Here is an 18,459-nt window from a genome sequence, read left to right as displayed (position 1 = left end):
GGCGACAAATTCTCTGCGGCCCAGCGTCTCGGGCCCCACTACGCAGCTTCGCGGCGCGTCTCGTTCTGGACTGCGCTCCGCCTCCCCGCGCTTGGAGCGGGGGAGCGAAGCGGAGGAGCGGAGGAGGGAAGAACGAGACTTTCAGCGCCGCGAAGCCGCCCGGAGCGAAGCGGAGGGCAGATTGGGTACAGCGACGGCGACGTTTTACCCTGGTGAGCGACCTTATCGGGGATTGGCTGGACAAAGAAGGCAGGACCGTGCAGGACACCCGTGCATCCGAAACACCCACCGCGACCGCGGGTGGGGGCGGCGACGTTCCCGCACACCGCTACAACGCCGACCTCGCCGGCCGCATCGAACAGAAGTGGCAGGGCAACTGGCAGCAGCGCGGTACCTTCTACGCGCCCAACCCGGTCGGCCCGCTGCAGGGCGCGACCCCGGCCGACAAGCTGTTCATCCAGGACATGTTCCCGTACCCGTCGGGTGCGGGCCTGCACGTCGGTCACCCGCTGGGCTACATCGCCACCGACGTCTTCGCCCGCTACCACCGCATGCACGGCCGGAATGTGCTGCACGCCCTGGGTTATGACGCCTTCGGCCTGCCCGCCGAGCAGTACGCGGTGCAGACCGGCGCGCACCCGCGCGACACCACCATGGCGAATATCGCCACCATGCAGCGGCAGCTGGACCGCCTGGGCCTGGGCCACGACCGCCGCCGCACCTTCGCCACCACCGATCCCGAGTACTACCGGTGGACGCAGTGGATCTTCCTGCGCATCTACAACGCCTGGTACGACACGGGCCTGGGCAAGGCCCGGCCGATCGCCGATCTGATCGCCGAATTCGAGGCGGGCAAGCGGGAAGCCGTCGCGGGCCGCGCCTGGAACGAGCTGTCCCCGTCCGAGCGCAATGCCGCCATCGACTCCCATCGCCTGGTCTACCAGACGGATTCGATGGTCAACTGGTGCCCGGGCCTGGGCACCGTACTGTCCAACGAGGAGGTCACCGCGGACGGCCGCTCCGAGCGCGGCAACTTCCCGGTGTTCCGTAAGCGCCTGTGGCAGTGGATGATGCGTATCACCGCCTACTCCGATCGCCTGGTCGACGACCTGGACGAGCTGGACTGGCCGGAGAACGTGAAGGCCATGCAGCGCAACTGGATCGGCCGCTCGCGGGGCGCGCAGGTCAAGTTCGAGGCCGGCGCGGATCTGATCGAGGTCTTCACCACCCGCCCCGACACCCTGTTCGGCGCGACCTACGTGGTGCTGGCCCCCGAGCACGAGCTGGTCGACAAGCTGACCGCCGCCACCTGGCCGTCCGGCACCGACGCGCGCTGGACCCTCGGCAACGCCGAGACCCCCGTGGAAGCCGTTGCGGCCTACCGGAAGTCGATCGCGGCCAAGTCGGATCTGGAGCGGCAGGAGAACAAGGAGAAGACCGGCGTCTTCCTGGGCACCTACGCCACCAACCCGGTCAACGGCGCGCGCGTGCCGATCTTCATCGCCGACTATGTGCTGAGCGGCTACGGCACCGGCGCGATCATGGCCGTCCCCGGCCACGACCCGCGCGACTGGGACTTCGCCACCACGTTCGGCCTGCCCATCATCGAGGTCGTCGCGGGCGGCGATGTCACGGCGGGGGCCCACGCCGGTGACGGCGTCATGGTGAACTCCGGCTACATCGACGGCATGGACATCGAGTCCGCCAAGGCCAAGGTGATCGCCGAACTGGAGGCCAACGGCCACGGCCGGGGCACCGTCCAGTACAAGCTGCGCGACTGGCTGTTCGCGCGTCAGCGCTACTGGGGCGAGCCGTTCCCCATCGTCTACGACGAGGACGGCGCGCCGCACGCGCTGCCGGAATCCATGCTGCCGGTGCGTCTTCCGGAGATGGACGACTTCGCGCCGGTCACCTTCGACGCGGACGACGCCGACTCCGAGCCGTCCCCGCCGCTGGCCAAGGCCACCGACTGGGTGCACGTCGAACTGGACCTGGGCGACGGCGTCAAGAAGTACCGCCGCGACACCAATGTCATGCCCAACTGGGCGGGCAGCTCCTGGTACCAGCTGCGCTACGCCGACCCGACCAATACCGAAACCTTCTGCGCCCCCGAGAACGAGCAGTACTGGCTGGGCCCGCGCACGGCCGAGCACGGCCCGAAGGATCCGGGCGGCGTGGACCTGTACGTCGGCGGCGTGGAGCACGCGGTGCTGCACCTGCTGTACGCGCGCTTCTGGCAGAAGGTGCTCTTCGACCTGGGTGACGTGTCCGGCTCCGAGCCGTACCGCCGCCTGTTCAACCAGGGCTACATCCAGGACTACGCCTACAAAGACGCGCGCGGCGCCTATGTGCCGGCCGCGGAGATCGTGGCGCGGGACGGAAAGTTCTTCTGGACCAATGCCTCCGGCGTGGAGGAGGAGGTCTTCCAGGAGTACGGCAAGATCGGCAAGTCGCTGAAGAACGCCATCTCCCCCGACGAGATGTGCGATCTGTACGGCGCCGACACCTTCCGCTTCTACGAGATGTCGATGGGCCCGCTGGACACCTCGCGGCCCTGGGCCACCAAGGATGTCGTGGGCGCGCACCGCTTCCTGCAGCGGGTGTGGCGACTGGTGGTGGACGAGGAGACCGGCGCGGTGAAGGTCACCGACGGCGAGCCGTCGGCCGAGGCCCTGCGCCTGCTGCACAAGACCATTGCCGGTGTCGACGACGACTACGCCAACCTGCGCGACAACACCGCGGGCGCCAAGCTCATCGAGCTGACCAACTTCCTGACCAAGAACTACGGCGACGGCGCGCCCCGCACGGTGGTGGAACCCCTGGTCCTGATGCTGGCCCCGATGTCCCCGCACGTGGCCGAGGAACTGTGGGAACGCCTGGGCCACACCACGGCCCTGGCCCACGGCCCCTTCCCGGTCGCGGATCCCGCACTGCTGGTGGCGGATTCGGTCGAGTACCCGATCCAGGTCAACGGCAAGGTCCGCAGCCGCGTCAGCGTCGCCGCCGACGCCGACCAGGCCGCGGTCCAAGCCGCCGCGCTGGCGGACGAGAAGATCGCGGAACTGCTGGGCGGCAAGGCGCCGCGCAAGATCATCGTGGTGCCCGGCCGCCTGGTGAACATCGTCGCCTGAGGTGACCGGCGTCGTCCTACCGGGGCGGGATCAGGACGTCGTTGAGGGTCACCAGCTGCAGGCTGCGTTCCCGGATGATGTCGGTGAGCTGGTCGTAGAGGTGGGTAACCGTCGGCCGGTTGGCGTGACCGATGACGATGGACTGGGCCCGGAACCACTGGCGCGCGGCATCGAGGAGCATGCCGTCGTTGATCACCGGATTGGTGTCGTTCAGGGTGCCGTACCACATGGTCGGGACGGTGTAGCCGCAGTCGGCGGCGACGGCGTCGACGCTGCCGTTGTGGTGGCCGTAGGGCGGGCGGTAGTAGGGCGTGCCGTCGGTGCCGTACTGGTTCCAGAGGAAGTCCTTGCACCGCTCGAGCTGGTCTGCGATGGCGCCGCCGGACAGCTTGGTCAGGTCCGGGTGGTCCCAGGTGTGGTTGCCGAGCTGGACCTGACCCGAGTCGACCAGGGGACGCAGCACATCCCGGTGGTCGAGCCAGCCGGGATAGTAGGCGGTCACGAAGAAGGTCAGCCGAGCCCCGGTGTCCCGGGCGAAATCGATGAAGCCGCGAATGGTTTCGGAACTGGCGCCGTCATCGATGGTGAGCGCCATATGGTTTCCGGCGCCCGGCAACGCGGTAATGGTGCCCGGCCCGATCGGCGTCCTGGGTCCGAAATCCGGTGTCACCTGCGGTATCCCGGGCAGCTGGGGAATGATTCCGCTGCCGGATCCGGTGTCGAAGGGGAAATCGGCGCGCGATTCGCCCGTGCCCAGCAGGGTGGCGGCCGTACCCGCCGCCAGCATCGTCAGCAGCCGTCGTCTGTCCATTGCGACCCTCATTCAATTCACTACGGTTGAAACTTCCGCTCCCCCAGCGAAAACCGGCTACGTCGGTGAGACCAGCACATCGTTGAGCGTCACCATGGACAGGTTGCGCTCCCGGATGATCTCGGCCAGACGGTCGTAGCAGTGCGTCACGGCGGGATGATTGGCATGTCCGATGACAATGGCCTGCGCGTTGAAATACTTTCGCGCACACTCGATCAGATAGTCCTCGGTAATGACACCGGAGTCGGACAGCGAGCCGTACCACATGGTGGGGACGGTGTATCCGAGATCCGCTGCCACCTTGTCGACCGTAGCATTGTGGCGGCCGTAGGGAGGACGGAAATACGGCGTCCCGTCCACGCCGAAGGTGTTGCGCAGGAATGTCTTTGCCTGGGTGAGCTGCGTGGCCACCTCGGTGGCGGACAGTTTGGTGAGATCCGGGTGGTCCCAGGTGTGATTGCCCAGCTGGATCTGCCCGGCGTCCACCAGCGGCCGCAGCTCGGCCCGGTGCGTGGTCCAGGAGTCGTAATTCGCGGTCACGAAGAAGGTGAACCGCGCCCCGGTGTCCTTGGCGAATTTGATATACGCGCCGACCACGGCCGGATCGGCGCCGTCGTCGACGGTGAGTGCCAAATCATTGCCGGTGCCGGGCAATCCGGTAATCGTCCCGGCGGGAATGCTGGATTTCTGCGCGGCCGGCGGCGCGGCGAGCGCCTTCGGAGTCGGTGCCGCCGACGGCGTTCCGGCGGGTCCGCTGATGCGGGGCGTCACCTTGCGGGAGGGGCCGGACTCCGCGGAGCAGCCGGTCAGCGCCGCCGCAGTGCCCGCCGCGAGCATCACGAGCAGCTGTCGTCTATCCATCTCTGTCGTTCACTCCGAAGATATATATTTCTCGGCCTCGCCTCCCTCGCAGGGCCTACCCGTTATATCTACGCGCCGTGAACTGAGCACCAATTCTGTGCGAAATGATTGAAATTCAGGACGGAATTTAAGGCTGCTCTCAGTGTGGGATGGGGCGCAGCACGATTTCGGTGGGATGCGCGTCACGCGGGGTGTCGACGGCCTGCCGCACGGCGCGGGCAACCGTTTCGGCCCTGAGGAATTCGCCCGGCCGGTACTCACGGCCCTCCCCCGCGATGATCTCGCGCTGCATGTCGGTGTCGATGCGTCCGGGATGTACCGAGGTCACCCGCAGCGCGGGCTCCTCCAGGCGCAGTGCGTCACCGAAGGCGCGCAGCCCGAACTTGCTGGCCGCGTACACGCCCCAGCCCGGATTGGCCCGCAGACCGGCTCCCGAATTGATCAGCACCACATGGCCGTTGGCGGCGCGCAGCGCTGGCAGCAACACCCTGGTCAACTCCGCGACCGCGATCAGGTTGGATTCCAACGTATTCCGCCACTGCGCCACCGAGGAATCGGCTATCGTTCCGAGGTCGGCGATTCCGGCATTGTGCACCAGTACATCCAGCCGTTCGATGCCCGCTACCGCGCGCGCCACCGCGGCGTAGTCGGTGAGATCCACCGGCCATCCGGCGCTGCCGGGCAGTTCACGCAGTATCGGTTCCAGGGCCCGGGGCGTGCGCGCGCCCAGCAGCAGCCGATGCGTGGGCGCCAGTTCGCGGGCAATGGCCGCGCCGAGCCCCCGGCTGGCTCCGGTGATCAGCGCGGTCGGCTGGTCGGTGCTGGACTTCGCGGAATTCGCCATGTGATGACCGTAACCGCGTTACCTCGGCCTGCGATGCTCCGGTCGGGCACACCCCCGCTAGCTGATCCACGAGAAGGCGAACGAAGTGCAATCTGGCGATCAGGACCCACCCGTCCATCGCGCATACCTGCGGGTGGGGGCGCAGAATAGGGCGATGACGCACCCGGGATTCACGCCCACCCAGCTCGCGGCCCGCGCCGCCTACCTGCTGCGCGGCAATGACCTGGGCACCATGACCAGCGCCGCGCCCAAGCTGTATCCGCACATGTGGAGCTGGGACGCGGCCTTCGTGGCGGTCGGCCTGGCCCCGCTCAGCGTGGAGCGCGCCGCGCTCGAACTCGACACCCTGCTCTCGGCGCAGTGGCGCAACGGGATGATTCCGCACATCGTCTTCGCCAATGGCGTGGACGGCTACTTCCCCGGACCCGCGCGCTGGGAATGCCGCCGCCTGGCCGCCGACGCCCCCGACGGCCCGGACACCTCGGGCATCACCCAGCCGCCCGTGCATGCCATTGCGGTGCAACGGATTCTGGATCACTCGCGCCGGCACGGCCGCAGCACCCGCGCGGTCGCCGAGGACTTCCTGAACCGGCGCTGGCCCGATCTCATGCGCTGGCACCGCTGGCTGGCCTACGCCCGTGACCCCAAGCAGCACGGCCGGATCACGCTGTACCACGGCTGGGAATCCGGCATGGACAATTCGCCGCGCTGGGATCGTGCCTACGAGAACGTGATTCCCGGTCCGGACCTGCCGCCCTACGAGCGCGCCGACACCCAGGTGGTGGGCGATCCCACGCAGCGGCCCTCGGACCGCGAGTACGACCGCTACCTGTGGCTGGTCGAGCAGATGCGCCGGGCCGGCTACGACGACTACCAGCTGGCCTCGACCATGAGCTTCGCGGTCGAGGACGTGTTCGTGACCGCCATCTTCGCGCTGGCCTGCGATGTGCTGGCCAATATCGGCGAGGACTACAAGCAGCCGCACGCGGATGTGCGCGAACTCTACGAGTGGGCCGACTACTTCCGGGCGGGTGTGGTCGCCACCACCGACGCCCGCACCGGCGCGGCGCGCGACTTCGATGTGCGCGCGGACCAGTGGATCGACACCGAGACCCTGGCCGTCTTCGCGCCGCTGCTCAGCGGCGGGCTGCCGCGCGATGCCGAACGGCGGCTGCTGCGCCTGTTCGAGGGCCCGCGCTGGTGCGGGCATCCGGATCTGCGCTACGCGCTGCCGCCCTCGACCTCCCCGGTGTCCAGGGACTTTCGCCCACGCGAGTACTGGCGCGGGCCGGTGTGGCCGGTGATCAGCTGGCTGTTCTCCTGGGTCTTCGCCCGCCGCGGCTGGGCGGAACGCTCGTTCATGCTGCGCGCCGAGGGGCTGCGGCAGGCCAGCGACGGCAGTTTCGCGGAATACTACGAGCCCTTCACCGGCGAGCCGCTGGGCAGCATGCAGCAGTCCTGGACCGCCGCGTCGGTGCTGGACTGGCTGGGCTGATTCGAGTTAACAATTGGCAAACATCACCGCCCTGTCTTCCCGGCCATAGCGGGCGATCGGCCTAGCCTTTCGGGGCATGACCGGACGCAGGCTGATGAAAGCGCTCACAGTCGCAGCTACAAGCATCCTCATGGCAACCCCGGTGGGGGTGGCCGCCGCCGATATCGACGGCCCGGATGTGGCCTCCTGGCAACACCCGGGAGGCGGGGGCATCAACTGGTTCGCGGTGCGCGGAGCCGGATACGAGTTCTCCATGCTCAAGGCCACCGAGGGCCTCAGCTACGTGAACCCGTTCTTCGTGCAGGACAGCCTGGCCATGCGGGTGGCCGGAGTCGCGCGGGGCACTTACCATTTCGCGCGCCCGAACCTGCCGCCGGAACCCCAGGCCGCCTTCTACTCGACCATGGTGCTCGGCCAGAACGGGATGCTCGACCTACCGCCGGTGCTGGACCTCGAGGACTCCGGCGGGCTGCCGCCCGCCGCGCTCATCGACTGGACCCACCGCTATCTCAACACAGTCCGGGCCCTGACCGGCCGCATGCCGATCATCTACACCTATCCCCGCTTCTGGCAGACGGCCATGGCCGATACCAACCAGTTCACCAACTACCCGCTGTGGATCGCCGACTACCGGGGCAATGACAAGCCCGAGGTGCCGGGCGGCTGGCCGACGTGGACGTTCTGGCAGACCACCAGCTCGGGCAATATCCCCGGCATCGGCGGAGCCGTGGACCTCAATGTCTACAGCGGCGCCCAGGGTGATTTCGCCCGCTTCGCGAACATGCCCTTCAGCGGCAGCAGCTAGCCGCGCCCGCAGGCGTGGTGATCCCTGCCCCGGGCGTCGTTCACAGCACCTGCGACAGGAACTGGCGCAGCCGCGGGGTTTCGGCGTTCTCGAAAAGCGCCTCGGGCTTGCCGGTTTCGACCACCTGGCCGTGATCCATGAACACCACCTGGTCGGAAACCGAACGGGCGAAGCTCATCTCGTGGGTCACCACGATCATGGACATCCCGCCCCCGGCGAGCTCGGACATGAGCGCGAGCACGCCCTTGACCAGTTCGGGATCCAGGGCCGAGGTGGCCTCGTCGAAGAACATGATGTCCGGCTTCATGGCCAGCGCCCGCGCGATGGCCACCCGCTGCTGCTGACCGCCGGACAGGTTGGCCGGGCGCACATCCGCCTTGCCGGCCAGGCCGACCGCCTCCAGCTGCTGGACCGCCAGCGTGCGCGCCTGCTCCTTGGACAGGCCGTGCAGTTTGCGCGGGCCGAGCGCGATATTGTCAGCGACCGTCATGTGCGGGAACAGATTGAAGTGCTGGAACACCATGCCGATCCGCTGGCGCAGCCGGTCCGGGTTCTCGCCCAGCACCGACTTACCGCCGAGCAGGATGTCGCCGGAATCGGGTTCGTGCAGACGGTTGAGCACCCGCAGCAGCGTGGACTTTCCGGAGCCGGACGGCCCGATCACCGTGGTGGTCTTGCCGGCATCCACGTGCACGTCCACGCCGCGCAGAATCTCGTTGCGGCCCAGCGTCAATCGCAGGCCGGTGCCGGTGAGGGAGGCACTCATGCTCCACGCCCTTCCGTGATGACGGCCTGTTCGACCGGGTCCGCGGGATCGTGCCCGCCCTGGGGACGGCCCTCGCGCATGCGCTTGTCGATGTAGTTGACCAGGTGGGTGAGCGGCACCGTCAGCAGCAGGTACATCAGGCCCGCCGCCACCAGCGGCGACAGATTCCCGGTCTGCGCGTTGAGATCCCGGCCCACCGCGAACAGTTCGCGCTGGGTGGCCAGCAGGCCCAGGAAGTAGATGAGCGAGGAATCCTTGATCAGGGCGATGAACTGGTTCATCAGCGCGGGCAGCACCCGGCGCACGCCCTGCGGGATCACCACCAGCGTCATGGCCTGCCGGTAGCCGAAACCGATGGCGCGAGCGGCCTCCAGCTGCCCGGCTTCCACCGACTGGATGCCGGAGCGGAAGATCTCACCGATGTAGGCGGCGGCCAGCAGCGCCAGCGCGATCGCGCCCAGCCAGTAGGGATTGTTGCCGGTGATGTTCTTGACCACCGGTCCCACGCCCAGGCCGATGATCAGGATGATCACCACGGCGGGCAGGCCGCGGAAGATGTCGGTGTAAACCCGTGCGGGCCAGCGCAACCAGCGGGTGCGGGAGATGCCCGCCACCGCGAGCAGCATGCCGAGCACGGAACCCAGCAGGCCCGAGACCAGCGCCAGGATCAAGGTATTGGGCAGACCGGTCTTGATCAGGTCCGGGAAGGCCTTGCGGTACAGCGACCAGTCGAAGAAGGTGTCCTTCAGCTGCTGCACCGTGGATTTCGGTTGCACCGCGCTGTTGTCGGGCCGGTTGCCCGCGTTCTCGGCCGCGATCTTGGCGAAGTCCGGCAGCTGCGGCGCCGCAACGGCTTTGGAGCCCGGCTTCCAGCCCGGCGGCAGCTCCCGCGGCACCCAGTCCTGGTACAGCTTGGCGTAGGTGCCGTCGGCGATCACCGCGTCCAGCCCGGCATTGAGCGCGTCGGTGAGCGGCTGATTCCCCTTCCGCACCGCCCAGGCGGTGAAGTTGTTGACGCTGAAGGTGTTCTGCACGATCGAGGTCGGGTCACCCGGCTTGATGGCACCGATGGCCTGCTGCGACGGCGCGACCCAGGCGTCGATCTGGCCGGTCTTCAGATTCGCGTAGGCGGTGTTGTAGTCGGGGAACTTCACCGGGTCCAGGTGCAGTTCGTTGACGACGTACTCGTCCTGCACGGTGCCCTGCACGACGCCGACCCGATTGCCGCGGTGCAGATCCGCGAAACCCTTGATGGCACTGCCGTTCGGCACCACCAGCGAGAAGTAGCCGAAGTCGTAGCCATTGGTGAAGTCGACCAGCTGCCGCCGCGCGTCGGTGGTGGTGATGCTGGACGAGCCGATGTCGAAGCGGCCGTTGGCGACCTGGGCCAGCAGGCCGGCGAACTCGGTGCCGGTGAACTCCACCTGCAGGCCGAGCTTCGCGCCGATGGCCTTCAGCAGCTCGTTGTCGAAGCCGGTGAACACGCCCTTGGAGTTGACGCAGATGCTCGGCGGCGCGTCGGAGAGGGTGCCGACACTGAGCTTGCCGGGCGTCAGCAGACCGAGCTTGCCGATATCGATCTTGGCCAACGGCTCGGTGGTGGCGGTGGTGAACCGGTCCGGGCCCGCGTTCTGCTGTCCGGAGGCCAGATTGGTCGGTGCGGCGCTGGCCGCGGCCTGGCCGGGCGGCGAACACAGATCACGATCATCGGCACCGGCACTGCCCGCGAGCGTCACGATGCCGAGCAGACCGACCAGCACAACTCCCGCCAATGCCAGCAGGCGCGGGGGACGACCTGAGCGCTGCCGCAAGGAAACCATGGCAGACCACCCTAGTGGGGGTGGTCTGCCAGGCCAGAGTTAGCCTCGGCCCGATTCGGCGGAAATCACAGTTCAGGCGCGTCCCTACCGCTGATTGAAGCCGTCCCGCCAGGCCACGGCCTCCTGGATCCGGCTCATGTCGTAGTCCGGCCCGCCCGAGCTCACGGTGAACAGTGTCACGCCCGCGTCCGCGTAGCCCTCCACCTGATCCAGGCCCGGCCAGGCCACGGACTTCTCGATGGCGGTGGGGTCGGTGCCGACCTCGGCGCAGTGCTCGGCCAGGATGCCGATCTTGCGCTGCAGCACGTCGATGTCGGAGAAGCTGTGCCAGATATCGCCGTACTGGGCGACCAGCCGCAGCGTCTTCTTCTCGCCGCCGCCACCGATCAGGATGGGGATGTCGCGCACCGGCTGCGGATTCAGCTTGGCCAGCCGGTCGGTGAGGCGGGCCATGGAATCCTTCAGCAGCGCCAGCCGGCTTCCGGCCGTGCCGAATTCGTAGCCGTACTGGTCGTAGTCCTTCTGGAACCAGCCCGCGCCGATACCGAGAATGAGGCGACCGTTGCTGATGTGGTCCACGGTGCGGGCCATATCGGCCAGCAGATCCGGATTCCGGTAACCACCGCCGGTGACCAGCGCGCCGAGCTCCACCCGCTCGGTCTGCTCGGCGATGGCGCCAAGCATGGTCCAGCACTCGAAGTGCGCGCCCTCCGGGTCCCCGTACAGCGGATAGAAGTGGTCCCAGTTGAAGACGATGTCGACGCCGATGTCCTCACACCGCCGCACCGCGTCCCGGATCAATCCGTAGGTGGGCGCGTGCTGCGGCTGCAACTGAACTCCGATACGAATCGGTCGGCTCATGGGGTGCTCCTCCGTCGGTGATCACTGCGCCCCATTCTGCCCCTCCGCTACGCTCTGGGCCGACCCTCTACTACGGATCGTCCGGCACGTTCCTGCCGGTGAAGGGAAGTGTGAAACCGTGGCAACGGTGACTTTCGACCAGGCCACCCGGCTCTACCCGGGCGCGGCCAACCCCGCCGTCGACGCCCTGAACCTGGAGATCGCCGACGGCGAATTCCTGGTTCTCGTCGGCCCTTCCGGCTGCGGCAAATCCACCTCGCTGCGCATGCTCGCGGGGCTCGAGGAGGTGAGCGACGGCCGAATCCTGATCGGGGACAAGGACGTCACGCACGCCGAGCCCAAGGAACGCGATATCGCCATGGTGTTCCAGAACTACGCCCTCTACCCGCACATGAGCGTCGCGGAGAACATGGGCTTCGCGCTGAAGATGGCCAAGGTCGCCAAGGATGAGCGGCAGCAGCGCGTGCTCGAGGCCGCCAAGCTGCTCGACCTGGAGCCCTACCTGGACCGCAAGCCCAAGGCCCTGTCCGGCGGTCAGCGCCAGCGCGTGGCCATGGGCCGCGCCATCGTGCGCCAGCCGCAGGTCTTCCTCATGGACGAGCCGCTGTCCAACCTGGACGCCAAGCTGCGCGTGCAGACCCGCACCCAGATCGCCCAGCTGCAGCGCCGGCTCGGCACCACCACCGTCTACGTCACCCACGACCAGGTCGAGGCCATGACCATGGGCGACCGGGTGGCGGTGCTCAAGGACGGGCTGCTGCAGCAGTGCGCCTCCCCGCGCGACCTGTACCGTGACCCTGCCAACCTGTTCGTCGCGGGCTTCATGGGCTCGCCCGCCATGAACCTGTTCACGCTGCCGGTCGGCAATGGCTCGGTCACGCTGGGCGGCTGCCCGCTGCCGCTGCCGCGTTCGGTGGCGGCGGCCACCGGCGAGCGGGTGGTGGTCGGCATCCGGCCCGAGCATCTCGACTCGGTCGGCGACGGGGCCGGGATCGCCATGGAGGTGGACGTGGTCGAGGAGCTGGGCTCCGATGCCTACATCTACGGCCGCACCCTCGGTGACGGGGAAACCATTGTGGCGCGCGCGGATTGGCGCAACCCGCCCGCGAAGGGCACCAAGCTCGCGCTGGTCGCGGACTCGGACCACACGTACTTCTTCCACCCCGAGGACGGACGCCGCCTGAACTGACCTTCGGTCAGCTCCAAGGGGTTCCGGGGGCCGAGCCCCCGGGCCCCCTTGTCGACCGGCGCGGGGGCCCTTATTTACGGGCGCGGGAGCTCCGCGCCTGCTTCCGCCGCCATTCGTCGTTCACCCGGATGCGCAGATTCTCCAGGGGGACTTCGTTTCCCGACGCGCTGCGCAGTTCCGCACGCACGGGTTCGCCCGTGGCATCCTCGAGCCGCTCCAGTGGCGCGGTGCCGTCCTGCAGGTACTTGTCTCCCCACTGCCACAGCGCCACGACCGCGGGCAGCAGGTCCAGACCCATCGGGGTGAGCACGTATTCGTTGCGGGTGCGCTTGCCCTCTTCCTGGTAGGGCCGCTTCTCCAGCAGTCCCGCATCGACCAGTTTGCGCAGCGCGCTGGAAGCCGCCGCGTCGGTGATGCCGATTCGCGCCGCGAAGCCGTCGAACCGCGTCGTGCCGTAGTACGACTCGCGCAGGATGAGGATCGCCGAGCGTGTCCCGACGATGTCCATCGCCTTCGCGATCGAACAGGCCTCGGGCTTCCACGAGCCCAGATCGCTGAGTTTTCCCTCCAGTACTGCCGACATGACACACATCATACAACGCTGACTTGCCTTCACTATGGTCAGCTCCTACTCTGACTTTAGATCGATCAAGTCAGACGCCGTTGTCGGACTCGAATCCGGGGCGGCGCGCCTGGAAGGAACGTCATGAGAGACGCAGTCATCGTCGAAGCGGTCCGCACCCCCATCGGCAAGGGCAAGGCCACCGGCGCCCTGCACGGTGTGCACCCCGCCGATCTGCTCGCCCACAGCCTGCGGGAGGTGGTGCGGCGCACCGAGATCGATCCGGCCCTGATCGACGATGTGATCGGCGGCGTGGTCACCCAGGTCGGCGAGCAGGGCTCCAACCTCACCCGCCGCGCGGCCCTGGCCGCCGGCTATCCCGAATCGGTCCCGGCCACCACCGTGGACCGGCAGTGCGGCAGCAGCCAGCAGGCCATCCACTTCGCCGCCCAGGGCGTCATCGCGGGGGCCTACGACATCGTGGTCGCCGCGGGCGTGGAGTCCATGAGCCGGGTTCCCATGGGCGCCAACCTGATCGGGGCCGAGGACATCGCGGGTGCCGGCTTCGCCGAACGCTACCCGGAGGGCCTGGTACCGCAGGGCATCAGCGCCGAACTCATCGCCGCCAAGTGGGGCCTGAGCCGCACCCAGCTCGACGAGTTCGCCCTCGCCAGCCACGAGAAGGCCGCCGCCGCAACCAAGAACGGCTCGTTCGAGGCCCAGCTCGCCCCCTACGCCGGGCTCTCGCACGACGAGGGCATCCGCGTCGGCAGCACGCTGGAGGCGCTGGCGGGGCTGCGACCCGCCTTCTACAGCGAGGAGATGGCGGCCCGCTTCCCGCAGATCGGCTGGAACATCACCGCCGCCAACGCCAGCCAGATCAACGACGGCAGCGCCGCCACCCTCATCATGACCAGTGAGCGCGCCGCCCAGCTCGGCCTGCGCCCGCTGGCCCGGCTGCACAGCTTCTCCGTCGCCGGCGACGACCCGCTGTTCATGCTCACCGCGGTCATCCCCGCGACCCGGAAGGTCCTGCAGCGCTCCGGACTCGAACTCTCCGACATCGACCTGTTCGAGGTGAACGAGGCCTTCTCCTCGGTGGTCCTGGCCTGGGCGCAGGAGACCGGGGCCGACCTGTCGAAGGTCAATGTGAACGGCGGCGCCATCGCCCTGGGCCACCCCCTGGGCGCCTCCGGCGCGCGGCTGGCCACCACCCTCGTGCACGCCATGCACGAGCGCGGCGCCCGCTACGGCCTGCAAACCATGTGTGAGGCAGGCGGTCTCGCCAACGCCACCATCTACGAGCGCCTCTGACCCGGTCCGGGCGGCCCTAGTAGGAGACCGCCACGACCGCCGCCAGCAGGCCGAGCACCCACGACTCGGCCAGCAGCGGAAAGGCCACCAGGGCCGTGGACCAGGCGCGCTGCCGCAGCCGGACAGCGCGCAGGGTCCACAGCGGCACCAGCAGCAGGGTCAGGCCGATGCCCAGCCAGGCCACGGCGAAAGCCAAGGGGAGAAAACGGGTGTCATCGCCCGGGCCCGCGAGCGCGCGGTACTCGGGCACCGAACCCGCCAGCACCCAGGCCGAACCACACGCTGCGATGTAGATCAGCAGGGTGACAATGCAATCCGCGGCCGTGATCGGCGGCCGCCGCCACCCGGCCACCCTTCCAGGATGCCGGGTGCTCCGCGGCAGCGGTGGAGATCAGTTGACGGCGGTGGCCACCAGGATGTGCCCCGCACCGCCCGCGACCAGAATCACGGGCAGCGCGACCGCGGTCCAGATCCAGCCCCGGCGGCCCGTCATGGCCGCCACCGAGGCCAGCACCAGCGCGCCGACCAGGGCCAGGAACATGCCGCCACCACCGATCAGCAGGCCCCACAGCGCCGATGCGGGCGGACGGATCACCACGCACTGCACCGAGAAGTCCTTCTTCGCGGTACAGCGATTGTGGATCAGGTCGAACAGCTTCGCGAACAGGTCGTAGGCCCAGCCGAAGGCCATGGCGACCCCCGTCAGATACAGCACCGCCGAGATGAGAATGTCCTTGCGGCGCAGCGGCTTACGCTCCGGCACCGCCGTAGCGGCAGCTGCCGCCGGGGGCAGTGTGGCGGGCATGGTCCGATCAGCCTCGCCGGGCTCCTGCCCGGAACCGCCGCCCACCACGTACTGCGGACCCGAAGCCCACGGCTCCGGCCGCATCTCGGTAGCCATGGGCGGCGGGACCACTCCCCCCGGCGGCGAGTAGTTCCCGCCCGGCGGGCGAGCGGAATGCTGCTGCGGCCCAGGGGAGCTCACGGGCGCCTGGCCCGGATAGCCGGGACCGGCGGGCGATCGTGGTGCGCCGCCCGGCACCGAGTGCGGGCGCGGATCCGGCGGCGAACCGACCGGTCCGCCCGGCCGTGGCGGGGCACCGGCATTCCCGGGAGCCTGGGGCGGCACCGGTGGTGGCGGGCTCTGCCGCCCGCCCTTGGGCACGGTAGGTCCGGCCGGGTCCATCGCGCCGGGCCGGGGCGCACCAGCGGGCGGCTGCGGTGGCGCGGGCGGTGGCGGCGGACCCTGGCGGCTCCCGCCGGGCAGGGTCGGTCCCGCCGCATCGATCGGCTCCCCGGACCGCGAGTCCGGCGCGGGTGGCTGCGGACGTCCGGGTCGCTGCGGCGATCCGGGGCCCGTCGGATTCCGTGGTCCCCCGGGCGGGGCGGGCGCGTGCGGTTGGCCCGGCGCACGCGGCGGCGCCGGGGAGAAGCCGGGATCGGACGGGAGATGATCGTCGCGGCCCGGACGGCGGGGCTCGTTGGGCGGGTTCATGTTTGCGGTCTCCCCCAAGGCGCAGGTCTATGGAGCCGGGATCGGCTTCATTCGGCATTGTCGCCTGGCGGAGGCCGCGCCGCCACCTCTTACCGGACCGAGGTGGTGAGTAGGGTGCGGTGGATGAGCGACAGCGGCGATGCGGTGGATTTCGAGTCGGCGGTGGTCTACGCGATTCCCATGCGAACCCGGTTCCGCGGGATCACCGTTCGCGAGGGCATGCTGATTCCCGGTCCCGCCGGCTGGGGTGAGTTCTGCGCCTTCCCCGAGTACGACGACCGCGAGGCGGCGGCCTGGCTGGCCACCGCGGTCGAGCAGGCCGCGGCCGGATGGCCGGAACCGGTCCGGGATCGGATTCCGGTGAACTGCATCGTGCCCGCGGTCGGCCCGGAACGGGCGCGCGAGATCGTGACCGGATCGGGCTGCCGCACCGCCAAAGTGAAGGTCGCCGACCATCCGGATTCCCTGGCCGAGGACCTGGCGCGGGTGGCGGCGGTCCGCGAGGCACTCGGTCCGGACGGCGCGGTGCGCGTCGACGCCAATGCGGTCTGGGATGTGGACACCGCGGTCGACCGGATCCGGCTGATCGACCGCGCCGCAGGCGGTTTGGAGTATGTCGAGCAGCCCTGCCGGACCGTCGAGGAGCTGGCGGCCGTCCGCAAACGGGTGGACGTGCGCATCGCCGCCGACGAATCCATCCGCCGCGCCGAGGACCCGCTGCGGGTGGCGGTGGCGGGTGCGGCCGACGTCGCGGTGCTGAAATGCACTCCGCTGGGCGGGGTCCGGCGCGCGCTGGAGGTCGCCGCGGCCGCCGGACTCCCCTGCCTGGTGTCCTCCGCCCTGGAAACCAGTGTGGGCCTGGCCGCCCAGATCGCCCTCGCCGGCGCCCTCCCCCACCTCGACTTCGCCTGCGGCCTCGACACCCTGTCACTGCTCACCGGCGATGTGGTGACCGAGCCGCTGCGCCCGGTGGACGGCTACCTGTCCGTCCCGCGCACCGCGCCGGCACCCGACCCGGACCTGCTCGAGCGCTACCGGCACCCCGACCCGGAACGGACCCACTGGTGGCGGCAGCGCCTGGCCCGGGTCCGGAAACTTCTGCCCTGATCAGGCAATTCGCACGCCGCACGAATACATGGTGGTGCGCAGCAGCAGCGCGGCCTCCGGCCCGATGACGCCGTCCGTCAGCTCGAGGTAGCGACCGCAGAATTCGGGCCCGTGCGGGGCGACGCCGGTACGCTCCGGCTCGAGGTGGTGGGCGAGTTCGTGCAGGATCACCAATTCGCGCAGGGCCCAGGCGGTTCCATGGGCGTGCAGCGGCACCGCGAGCACCGATCCAGCAGTCTCGTAGTGCGCCGCCTGCGCCCCGGCGCGCGCTCGCACCGTGACCGGCCGCGCCGCCCCGTCCCACCGGGCGCGCACCCAGTTCAGCGCGAGTACCCGATCCACGTACGCCTGTACCGATTCCACCGACGCGAACCGCCGCTCGATCGGCAGCGTGAGATGGGACCCGTGCACTTCGACGGTCCGTGCGCCGAATTCGTCGGCGCGATCGAACATTCCGCGCACCAGCCCCTCGGCGTCGTACACCCGGGACCGCTGCGCATCGCGGACGGCCATGCGCGCGTTCGCTATTCGCCCGCGCCGCGGGGCAGCTGTCCCCGCACGCCGCCCAGCTCCGGCGAATCACCCAGCCGCGCGGCCTTACCCGCCCGGTCACCGGCCCGCCGCGCGGCCGCCGAGTACCCGGCCGAGGCCTGCGGGCCCCGCCAGGTACCGCGCGCCTCGGAGGTCCGGGTGTAGAAGTCGGTGAGCGCGAGCTCCTTGTCGCGCAGGGCGAGCGCCGTTCCGGTGGGCACGGATTCGGCGGCGTCGGCCCGCACCGCCTCGGTCTCCACATCCGCCTTGACCGCGGCCAGGCGGCGGCCGATGCGGGCGGCGAAGGCCATCTGGAAGTTCAGGCGCGCGGTCACCGCGGCCACCGGCACCTCCACCGGCCGGTGGAAGGTGCGGCCGTAGCGGCGCTCGATCACGACCTTCTCGGTGGTGGCCGAACGGTAGGCGCCTGACTTGATGTACTGGTCGGAGGCACGCACCATCTGGATCAGCAGGCTGGTGTAGAGCGCCTCGCAGGTGTCGATATCGGTGTCGAATCCGTAGGCGTACACCGTCGTCGACGATCGGGCCACATCGCAGCGCACGTCATTGGCCGCGGCGATGGCCACGAACAACTGCACATAGGTTCGCAGCCCGCGCTTTCCGGCCTCGCCGATCGGAATCACCCGCTGCGCCGGGGTGGGCCGCCGCTCCCGATTCGCGATATGTGCCCGCGCCACCGCCAGATCCACCGACGAGCTGGTCGCGAGCCGCTGCGCGGCGGCCAGGAAGGCCTCGGCCTCGTGCTCGTTGTCGGTCGATTCGGCCTGCCGCAGCAGTCCCCCGATCCTGGTGAGCATCTTGTCTGTATCCAATTGCCCTCCGCTTCGCTCCGGGCGGGTTCGCGGC

Annotated in this window: 17 protein-coding genes; 6 read left to right on the top strand and 11 right to left on the bottom strand. The window is 69.1% G+C overall.

What is annotated here, in order from left to right; genetic code table 11:
- Nucleotides 1-257 precede the first annotated feature (257 nt).
- The gene (gene leuS / locus ACWEKS_RS17395) at nt 258-3,131 is read left to right on the top strand and encodes a leucine--tRNA ligase (RefSeq protein WP_452341073.1); all 2,874 of its coding nucleotides are present in this window, start codon (nt 258-260) and stop codon (nt 3,129-3,131) included.
- Between the two features lie 16 nt (nt 3,132-3,147).
- Here the strand turns inward: leuS and ACWEKS_RS17390 are convergent, their stop codons facing one another.
- The 3 genes from ACWEKS_RS17390 to ACWEKS_RS17380 form a co-directional block, all read right to left on the bottom strand.
- Complete coding sequence (locus ACWEKS_RS17390) at nt 3,148-3,942, bottom strand: polysaccharide deacetylase family protein (protein WP_452341022.1); 795 nt, start codon at nt 3,940-3,942, stop codon at nt 3,148-3,150.
- A gap of 57 nt (nt 3,943-3,999) precedes the next feature.
- Nucleotides 4,000-4,803: a polysaccharide deacetylase family protein gene (locus tag ACWEKS_RS17385; protein ID WP_452341021.1), complete on the bottom strand. Its 804-nt coding sequence runs from the start codon at nt 4,801-4,803 to the stop codon at nt 4,000-4,002.
- 139 nt (nt 4,804-4,942) lie between these two features.
- Nucleotides 4,943-5,647, bottom strand: coding sequence for an SDR family oxidoreductase (locus ACWEKS_RS17380; RefSeq protein WP_452341020.1), 705 nt, complete (start codon nt 5,645-5,647; stop codon nt 4,943-4,945).
- 154 nt (nt 5,648-5,801) lie between these two features.
- Between ACWEKS_RS17380 and ggh the strand changes: the two genes are divergently transcribed.
- On the top strand, nt 5,802-7,142 hold the full coding sequence (ggh, locus tag ACWEKS_RS17375; protein WP_452341019.1) for a glucosylglycerate hydrolase: 1,341 nt from the start codon (nt 5,802-5,804) through the stop codon (nt 7,140-7,142).
- A 130-nt stretch (nt 7,143-7,272) separates the two neighbouring features.
- Nucleotides 7,273-7,947 carry a glycoside hydrolase family 25 protein gene (locus ACWEKS_RS17370; protein WP_452341018.1) on the top strand — a complete coding sequence of 225 codons (675 nt, stop codon included), beginning with the start codon at nt 7,273-7,275 and terminating at the stop codon, nt 7,945-7,947.
- A gap of 40 nt (nt 7,948-7,987) precedes the next feature.
- Here the strand turns inward: ACWEKS_RS17370 and ACWEKS_RS17365 are convergent, their stop codons facing one another.
- From ACWEKS_RS17365 to ACWEKS_RS17355, 3 genes are all read right to left on the bottom strand, one after another.
- Nucleotides 7,988-8,713, bottom strand: a complete 726-nt coding sequence (locus ACWEKS_RS17365; protein WP_379402948.1) for an amino acid ABC transporter ATP-binding protein — start codon at nt 8,711-8,713, stop codon at nt 7,988-7,990.
- Complete coding sequence (locus tag ACWEKS_RS17360) at nt 8,710-10,533, bottom strand: ABC transporter substrate-binding protein/permease (protein WP_452341017.1); 1,824 nt, start codon at nt 10,531-10,533, stop codon at nt 8,710-8,712. The genes ACWEKS_RS17365 and ACWEKS_RS17360 overlap by 4 nt, the downstream gene beginning before the upstream one ends.
- 84 nt (nt 10,534-10,617) lie before the next feature.
- Nucleotides 10,618-11,394, bottom strand: a complete 777-nt coding sequence (locus ACWEKS_RS17355; RefSeq protein ID WP_452341016.1) for an LLM class F420-dependent oxidoreductase — start codon at nt 11,392-11,394, stop codon at nt 10,618-10,620.
- A 118-nt stretch (nt 11,395-11,512) separates the two neighbouring features.
- On the opposite strand from ACWEKS_RS17355, the gene ACWEKS_RS17350 reads away from it, so the two are divergent.
- Nucleotides 11,513-12,583: an ABC transporter ATP-binding protein gene (locus ACWEKS_RS17350; RefSeq protein ID WP_452341015.1), complete on the top strand. Its 1,071-nt coding sequence runs from the start codon at nt 11,513-11,515 to the stop codon at nt 12,581-12,583.
- 70 nt (nt 12,584-12,653) lie between these two features.
- Here the strand turns inward: ACWEKS_RS17350 and ACWEKS_RS17345 are convergent, their stop codons facing one another.
- Nucleotides 12,654-13,166, bottom strand: coding sequence for a winged helix-turn-helix transcriptional regulator (locus ACWEKS_RS17345; protein WP_364609433.1), 513 nt, complete (start codon nt 13,164-13,166; stop codon nt 12,654-12,656).
- Nucleotides 13,167-13,289: 123 nt separating this feature from the next.
- Between ACWEKS_RS17345 and ACWEKS_RS17340 the strand changes: the two genes are divergently transcribed.
- A complete protein-coding gene (locus ACWEKS_RS17340; RefSeq protein ID WP_452341014.1) occupies nt 13,290-14,459 on the top strand; it encodes a thiolase family protein in 1,170 nt (389 codons plus the stop codon).
- 16 nt (nt 14,460-14,475) lie between these two features.
- On the opposite strand, the gene ACWEKS_RS17335 is transcribed toward ACWEKS_RS17340, so the two are convergent.
- Both ACWEKS_RS17335 and ACWEKS_RS17330 read right to left on the bottom strand, forming a co-directional pair.
- On the bottom strand, nt 14,476-14,811 hold the full coding sequence (locus ACWEKS_RS17335; protein ID WP_452341013.1) for a hypothetical protein: 336 nt from the start codon (nt 14,809-14,811) through the stop codon (nt 14,476-14,478).
- Nucleotides 14,812-14,850: 39 nt separating this feature from the next.
- Nucleotides 14,851-15,360 (bottom strand): hypothetical protein, encoded by a 510-nt coding sequence (locus ACWEKS_RS17330; protein WP_452341012.1) that lies wholly within the window; start codon nt 15,358-15,360, stop codon nt 14,851-14,853.
- Between the two features lie 717 nt (nt 15,361-16,077).
- Between ACWEKS_RS17330 and ACWEKS_RS17325 the strand changes: the two genes are divergently transcribed.
- The gene (locus ACWEKS_RS17325) at nt 16,078-17,061 is read left to right on the top strand and encodes an o-succinylbenzoate synthase (RefSeq protein WP_452341011.1); all 984 of its coding nucleotides are present in this window, start codon (nt 16,078-16,080) and stop codon (nt 17,059-17,061) included.
- On the opposite strand, the gene ACWEKS_RS17320 is transcribed toward ACWEKS_RS17325, so the two are convergent.
- Both ACWEKS_RS17320 and ACWEKS_RS17315 read right to left on the bottom strand, forming a co-directional pair.
- Nucleotides 17,062-17,574: a TIGR04338 family metallohydrolase gene (locus ACWEKS_RS17320; protein ID WP_452341010.1), complete on the bottom strand. Its 513-nt coding sequence runs from the start codon at nt 17,572-17,574 to the stop codon at nt 17,062-17,064.
- Between the two features lie 11 nt (nt 17,575-17,585).
- Entirely contained in the window at nt 17,586-18,425 is an 840-nt protein-coding gene (locus ACWEKS_RS17315) for a DUF2786 domain-containing protein (RefSeq protein ID WP_452341009.1), read from the bottom strand.
- Between the last annotated feature and the right edge of the window lie 34 nt (nt 18,426-18,459).

The sequence above is a fragment of the Nocardia sp. NPDC004711 genome (genome assembly GCF_053601595.1).
The sequence above is the reverse complement of the archived record's forward strand: the minus strand, read 5'-3'. Positions and strand labels throughout refer to the sequence as shown.

Bases quoted from the DNA above. Each gene is read 5' to 3' on its own strand.
- ACWEKS_RS17380 (WP_452341020.1), bottom strand. From the start codon at position 5,647: ATGGCGAATTCCGCGAAGTCCAGCACCGACCAGCCGACCGCGCTGATC.
- ACWEKS_RS17390 (WP_452341022.1), bottom strand. From the start codon at position 3,942: ATGGACAGACGACGGCTGCTGACGATGCTGGCGGCGGGTACGGCCGCC.
- ACWEKS_RS17330 (WP_452341012.1), bottom strand. From the start codon at position 15,360: ATGGCTACCGAGATGCGGCCGGAGCCGTGGGCTTCGGGTCCGCAGTAC.
- ACWEKS_RS17370 (WP_452341018.1), top strand. From the start codon at position 7,273: ATGGCAACCCCGGTGGGGGTGGCCGCCGCCGATATCGACGGCCCGGAT.
- ACWEKS_RS17355 (WP_452341016.1), bottom strand. From the start codon at position 11,394: ATGAGCCGACCGATTCGTATCGGAGTTCAGTTGCAGCCGCAGCACGCG.
- ACWEKS_RS17320 (WP_452341010.1), bottom strand. From the start codon at position 17,574: ATGGCCGTCCGCGATGCGCAGCGGTCCCGGGTGTACGACGCCGAGGGG.
- ACWEKS_RS17345 (WP_364609433.1), bottom strand. From the start codon at position 13,166: ATGTCGGCAGTACTGGAGGGAAAACTCAGCGATCTGGGCTCGTGGAAG.
- ACWEKS_RS17360 (WP_452341017.1), bottom strand. From the start codon at position 10,533: ATGGTTTCCTTGCGGCAGCGCTCAGGTCGTCCCCCGCGCCTGCTGGCA.
- ggh (WP_452341019.1), top strand. From the start codon at position 5,802: ATGACGCACCCGGGATTCACGCCCACCCAGCTCGCGGCCCGCGCCGCC.
- ACWEKS_RS17365 (WP_379402948.1), bottom strand. From the start codon at position 8,713: ATGAGTGCCTCCCTCACCGGCACCGGCCTGCGATTGACGCTGGGCCGC.
- ACWEKS_RS17340 (WP_452341014.1), top strand. From the start codon at position 13,290: ATGAGAGACGCAGTCATCGTCGAAGCGGTCCGCACCCCCATCGGCAAG.
- ACWEKS_RS17385 (WP_452341021.1), bottom strand. From the start codon at position 4,803: ATGGATAGACGACAGCTGCTCGTGATGCTCGCGGCGGGCACTGCGGCG.
- ACWEKS_RS17325 (WP_452341011.1), top strand. From the start codon at position 16,078: ATGAGCGACAGCGGCGATGCGGTGGATTTCGAGTCGGCGGTGGTCTAC.